Raw genomic sequence first — 6,450 nt, forward strand, 5'->3', positions numbered from 1 at the left:
CTTTGTTGCTCGGCCCCATATCTTACGGCTTATTAAAAAGTCGCTTTAAAACCTAAAACAGGACCTTTAATATCCATGTCCCAAAGAAAATATCTTAACTTGCTTCCTGTTGCAAAGTATTGATGTAAATAGCGATACCCTAAATATAATGTCACGTTATTGAAAAACAATGGTTTGACTGGTTGATAACCTAAAAATGCTTGCGCATTATAGCTGTGATGAGAATTAGCTTTACCCCCATCCCCCTCGGCTATAAAATGAAACCGAGGTTTTAGCGGGAGCGTTACCCGCGCGCCAAATATTGGATCTGTCCATGACTTATTATCTCTAAAGGAAAAAGGACCAATAGTGAGCTTGGTATCATTAAAAGTGGCTCTTGCTCCGGCTAGTAGCTCTATGCTTAGATCAGGATTTGGTGCATCGTAAACAGGTTTGGAGACTAGTGCATAAGAAAGACCGCCACTAATAATACCAAAATTGTTACGTGCTCCAATGGGTATATGATCAAAGCGGTGTGTGTCTTTTAAAACTGAATACAAGCCATTACCAAACAGCCCCCATCTGTTTTTATGAATATCCACAAAAAGCATGCCCCCGCCTTCAAAATGTTTCATCAGATCAAAAAACGATTGCGAAATAGAAACTCTCTCGGGACCTATTTGCACTGTACCTTGCATGCTTGTGGCCCAAAGATAAGGCGCTATATCTACTTGCACGGCATCTGAAGCAAATGCCATGCTGGTAGTTATAAGTCCCAACAAACTTTTAGCAATGCGAGTTAAGTTCATTAGCCTCATCCTTTAGTTTTTATAAATTTATCGGTCACATTCATTACATAAGGAGGCATAACTAATGGCATTTTTAATGGGGACGCCCCTTCTGAAAAATCAATCTTTGCCATATCAATAGAACGTAAAGTCATATCATTATAAGTACGATAATAAATAGTCTTTTGGCTAATATTTTTAAAAACGACCCACTGAGTAGTATCACTTGTAGTTTTTCCATTATCTACAGAACGCACATAGCCAGAAGGCAAATCTACATTATTAATAATATGTTCTGCCAAATTCAGTAACTCAACACTATTTTCTGCAGGAAATACGTTATGAGCCATAAAAGCTGTTTTTACAAAACGGGAAGGAGGTGATGCATCGCCAGGAAGTCCAACAGCACCAGAACCCTGTCCTGTCGCAGAAAAAGTGAAGCCTCCTTCAGTGACAGGAGTTACATTTGTGGCAGAAAGATTTACATAATTGCGTAAATTATTGACATGCCAGTTGTATTTAGGTGAATTCGTCATTACACCTATATTTTCAGAGATATTAATTTTATTATCATAAAATTCAATGACTATTCCATGACCACTTGCATCGTATATTGATACATGACCAGGCAATATAGCGCTACCAAATTGAGGAATCTTTACCGGAGCCACATATATTTCATTAAGAGCCTGTTTTACTTCGGCTATTGTCTTAAAATTACCTAGCACCCAATCTCCAAACATAAAATAGGCAAGAGCGTGTGTCTCTTTGCCATTAGGAACATCTTGATATTGTGTTTCGCCCGGCAAATACAAAAACTCAAAAGTTAAACCTTGCTCATTCATTCCATCAAAGCTTGCGTCTAAACCCAAACCATCTAAATAAAGATAACCGTACTTTGATTTCCAGCTTAATCCTGATTTGCCATTAGGGCTAGCACTGGAGAATTGCCTACCACGAGGCGAGCTTCTGATGTTTGATTGTAAATCTTGACCAAACTCCATGCTGCGTGTGACTAGCAATGTGCCATCTATCGCCGTTAGGCGAAAATCGGTACAAGCATGAGTAGGCGATAAACAAGATAATTGGATTGATGCAAATGCTAAAAAACTGAAACAATATTTTATCATTTTCGCTTCCTGTTTTACAAAAGGCATTTCTAGCACAATGCCCTATCTATTCCTTTAGCTCTATATACATATACAAGTGATAACAGTATTACACTATTTTCAATTTTTTCAATTGATTTAAATATCCAATGAGATTGCTGTTTACTAATATTGAACCGAAGGTTTCTGCTTTCATCTAAATCTAATAGTAAATTAATTTCAGAAAAAAATTTTACATTGTTTTTTGCATAAAAAAGAGAGCGCATAATAATCCTTATGCGATGAAATTACCATCAACTCATCGCATAATCCATTTTTTTATGTTAGATTATCTCAAGAAAATCTAATCGTATAATTAGTAATGACGCAAAATACCAAAATTGAAGCATACATCACTTATCAAAAATCTACTGATAAATCGCCACTAACCTTGGAAAGTTATCAAAGCGATTTGCTTCAATTTGCGACCTGGTTTGAATCGGTTAATAAAGCAGACATGAAATTAACTAACATCACACCGACTGATGCACGCCAATACAAACAATATTTAATTGACTCAGGATTCAAAGCTCAAACGATTAATCGCCGATTACTGTCTCTAAAGTATTTTCTGGAGTGGGGATGGCTAACAAAAAAAATCAAATACCGACTCCCATTACCTAAAACAGTCAAACAATCTCAATCAATGCCAAAATGGTTGAATCGCAATCAACAAAATCAGCTACTGCGCCATGTTGAGCAAAATGGCTGCAAGAGGGATATTGCGATTGTAAAAATCCTACTGAATACGGGGCTTCGTGTCAGTGAGCTATGCAACTTAAAATGGAGTCATATTGTTTTAAGTGAGCGTAAAGGACACCTAACGATCAATGCAGGGAAAGGATGCAAATATCGTGAAGTCCCTTTAAATAAAGAAGCACGATTTGCATTTCTTACTTTAGATTATGCTTTACATGCTGGAAGCGATGCATTTGTTTTTAATGGTCAACGCGGGGTACTTAGTCCTCGAGGAATCCAGCTCATGCTGAAGCGATTACGCACCCCAGAAGAGTTAGGTATGATTTCCCCTCATCAACTAAGGCATACATTTTGTAAAAATTTGGTTGATGCCGGTATTAGCCTGGAAAAAGTGGCCTCTCTTGCAGGCCATGAGCGACTGGATACAACAAAATTATATTGCCAACCCTCTTTTTCCGATTTGAGCGAGGCGGTAGAGCGCATTGGAGAAATGGACTAATGCGTTTAATTGAAGTATTGCCAGATTATGAGGCCAAACGATTTAGCCGTCCACCTGTGCTCAGTTCGGATGAAAGAAAAGTAATTTTTAAACCTGATCCTTTGTTTAATGAGTTTATTAAAAAGGCAAAACAAGCAGATAATCAAATTGGATTACTTGTTCAATACGGCTATTTCAAGGTAAGTGGTAAATTTTTTACAACAAAAACGTTCAGAATATCTGACATCAAAGCGGCAGCAATTGCAATTGGCACCGATGTTCCAGAAGATTTTTTGAATCAATATCATGACCGCACTCGACAAAAACATCGATTGCTCATTTTAGAGCATTGTGGTTATATTGATATTAATCATGCTCTACCTATATTCGATGAAATGATTGAAGACATGGTAGATAAGCAAATGCATCCACGAAAACTATTCTATATCCTTGTCGAGCAATTACGACAGAAAAAGATTGAATTACCAAATTACGATCGTATCGCAAGAACCATCACTGACAAATTCCATGATTTTGAGAAAAATGTCATCCAAAAAATGGCAGAAATTATTATGCCAGAACAACAAGAAGCATTAAATCAATTAATTATGAATGACGGCGAATACTATGAAAGAGTATTGCTGACGCGCCTCAAAACAATTAATCAATCCATGCGGCCAGCCAAAATCAAACAAGGCATACGTAATTTCCTTATCATTAAAAAGCTTCATCAGGAATTAATGCCTCTCATAAAGAAACTGGAGTTGTCTTCAGAAGCCACAAAATATTATGCCCAATGGGTAAACAAAGCTAAAGTCACACAAATTGCAGAGATGGTAGACCTTCATAAGAGAAACTTATATTTAATAGCCTTTATTGATCACTGGTATAGGCTTTGGCAAGATACATTTATCGATATATTGTTAAAAGCTGTCCAACAGCAGATAAATAAGGCAGTGCGCGAAGTTGATTTATTGGTTAAAAGCCGTCTCCCTGAAAAAAATAAGCTCACTGAATCAGTGCTTTCTGGCTTTAATGAAGCCAGTGATACCTTACATGAAGTACGAACGGTTGTTCATGATAACGAATTGAATAATGATGAAAAAATACAAAAACTTCATAAGATTCTTCCTGCTCATAAGGAAAATAATGCATTTAGCCAAGCAGAAGATGCTGCAAAGAAATTATACGATCAAATTGAAGATGAGAAAAAAAGAACTGATGAGTTTGATGCTTTAGGTAATTTATCAAGAAAACTGCAAAATCGGGTAGCTGAAATTGTGAAATACTTGGAGTTTGAAGCAGCGAGCAGTGCCCAAGATCTCTATTTGGCGATAGTATATTATCAGAACAATAAAAACATTACTTCTACGGCCCCAGATGGATTTTTAAATGATCACGAATATAAGGCAATTTATAGCGATGGAAAATTTAATGTATCACTCTATAAAGCAATTCTATTCTGTAAAATTGCTGAAGCTATTAAATGTGGGCAGTTAAGTCTTATCCATTCTTACCGATATCTTTCCATTGATGCTTATCTGCTAAATGAACAATATTGGCAGGAAAATAAAGCGCATCTCTTAGAAAAATTAGGACTCACTGATTTTAGTGATGTAGATAAGGTGCTTGCTGTATTAAAAGGCATTTTAGACAAACAATTTTTTGAGGTAAACAGGTGCATTGTTCAGGGAAAAAATAAGTATGTGACCATTCATAAAGATGGACATTTTTCACTCCAGACACCTGCTGTTACAAAACCCGATTATGATTCAATAACAACCATTATTGGGAAGGACAAGTATATTCCAATCTTACAAATGATGGCAGAAATTAATGCTGTTACCAAATTCACCACCTGTTTCAAACATCACAAGATCACAGGTTCGAAATCAGCTCCTGAAAATGAGGTTTTTTATGCGGGACTCTTTGGTTTAGGAAGCAATATTGGTTTACATAAGCTAAGTCATACAGCCATTGGGGTTAATTATAATACATTGTCAAATACGGTTAACTGGTATTTTTCTTTAGATAATCTTTATGCAGCAAATCAAACCCTGGTTGATTTAATGGGAAAATTGTGGCTTCCTGAAAAATTTAAACGAGAACGCAATTTATTACATACCTCTAGTGATGGCAAAAAACAATGTGTTTCTGCAGAGTCTTTAAATACTAATCATTCGTATAAATATTTTGGTAATGGAAAAGGCGCTAGTGTTTACCGTTTCATTGATGAACGAGGCATCTTATTCTATTCAACCGTATTTAGTAGTGCCGAGCGAGATGCAATCTATGTTATCGATGGCTTATTGCATAATGATGCAATAACTAGCAATTTCCACTCAACTGATACGCATGGCTATACAGAAATGGTTTTTGCAGTCTCTCATTTAATCAATGTTACTTTTGCTCCGCGCATTAAAGATCTGGCTTCCACGAACTTAGTTAGTTTTGGAAGGATAAAAGCAGAATTAGAAAGTAAAAGTTACGCTGTTAAGCCAACTTATTATGTCAATGAAAGCAAGATTAGACGTAATTGGGACACCATCTTAAGGTTAATTGCAACAATCAAATTACGTGAACATCGCGCCTCTACCATTCTTAAAAGATTAGGCGAATATTCAAATCAGCATCCCCTAGAAGATGCCCTCAAAGAATTTGGCCGCATTATTAAATCTATTTTTGTTTTGAAATATATTGATGATGTGGAATGGCGACAATCCATTGAAAAACAACTAAATAAAGGTGAATTGGCTAATAAATTCTCAGCTGCTGTTTCATTTACTGATCAAAATATCTTAGAGTCTTTCAAAGAAGATCAAGAAATAGCCGTTATGTGTAAAACTATTATTCAAAACATCATTATTCTCTGGAACTACATTGAGCTAACTAAAATCATTATGCAATCTGATAATGAACAGAGGGAACGCTTACTTGAAAGTATTACAAGTGCATCCATTCTTACCTGGAAACATGTGAATCTGCATGGGACTTATGATTTTAGTAATTTATTAAGCTCAAATGATTCAGAGTATTCCTTAGATGATGTAATTAATTTTAAGGTGGCTTAAGTTTTTAAATGAATTTTAGGATAAGAACATGCCTACTGTATTAAATATTAAAGGTTATCGATTTTTCTTCTACAGCTTAGAAGGAAACGAACCACCCCATATTCATGTTGAACATGGGGATAAGGTTGGTAAATTTTGGCTAAATCCAGTAAGTCTTGCTAGCTCTTATGGTTTTAGAAGCCATGATCTAGGTAAACTTCAGCACATCTCCCCCAAGGCTCTGGCCCTTTGTTTTCGAGGGGTTTAAAAAAATACTTTCGCAATGATTTGCCTATTTTTCTATGCAA

The 6,450-nt window shown here is 36.0% G+C and carries 5 protein-coding genes; 3 read left to right on the top strand and 2 right to left on the bottom strand.

From position 1 onward, the window contains the following. Nucleotides 1-32: 32 nt before the first annotated feature. Both Lfee_RS16455 and Lfee_RS16460 read right to left on the bottom strand, forming a co-directional pair. Entirely contained in the window at nucleotides 33-788 is a 756-nt protein-coding gene (locus Lfee_RS16455; RefSeq protein ID WP_058448082.1) for a hypothetical protein, read from the bottom strand. Nucleotides 789-793: 5 nt separating this feature from the next. Next, a complete protein-coding gene (locus tag Lfee_RS16460) occupies nucleotides 794-1,924 on the bottom strand; it encodes a linear amide C-N hydrolase (RefSeq protein WP_238584956.1) in 1,131 nt (376 codons plus the stop codon). A gap of 313 nt (nucleotides 1,925-2,237) precedes the next feature. Between Lfee_RS16460 and Lfee_RS16470 the strand changes: the two genes are divergently transcribed. From Lfee_RS16470 to Lfee_RS16480, 3 genes are read left to right on the top strand one after another with little or no spacing between them, the layout of a single operon-like run. Further along, nucleotides 2,238-3,113 carry a tyrosine-type recombinase/integrase gene (locus Lfee_RS16470; protein ID WP_058448084.1) on the top strand — a complete coding sequence of 292 codons (876 nt, stop codon included), beginning with the start codon at nucleotides 2,238-2,240 and terminating at the stop codon, nucleotides 3,111-3,113. Next, nucleotides 3,113-6,163 carry a Tn3 family transposase gene (locus Lfee_RS16475; RefSeq protein WP_058448085.1) on the top strand — a complete coding sequence of 1,017 codons (3,051 nt, stop codon included), beginning with the start codon at nucleotides 3,113-3,115 and terminating at the stop codon, nucleotides 6,161-6,163. Before Lfee_RS16470 ends, Lfee_RS16475 begins: the two co-directional genes overlap by 1 nt. A 28-nt stretch (nucleotides 6,164-6,191) precedes the next feature. Beyond that, entirely contained in the window at nucleotides 6,192-6,410 is a 219-nt protein-coding gene (locus Lfee_RS16480; protein WP_058448086.1) for a DUF4160 domain-containing protein, read from the top strand. Nucleotides 6,411-6,450: the final 40 nt, after the last annotated feature.

The organism is Legionella feeleii, from assembly GCF_001467625.1.
GTDB lineage: Bacteria > Pseudomonadota > Gammaproteobacteria > Legionellales > Legionellaceae > Tatlockia > Tatlockia feeleii.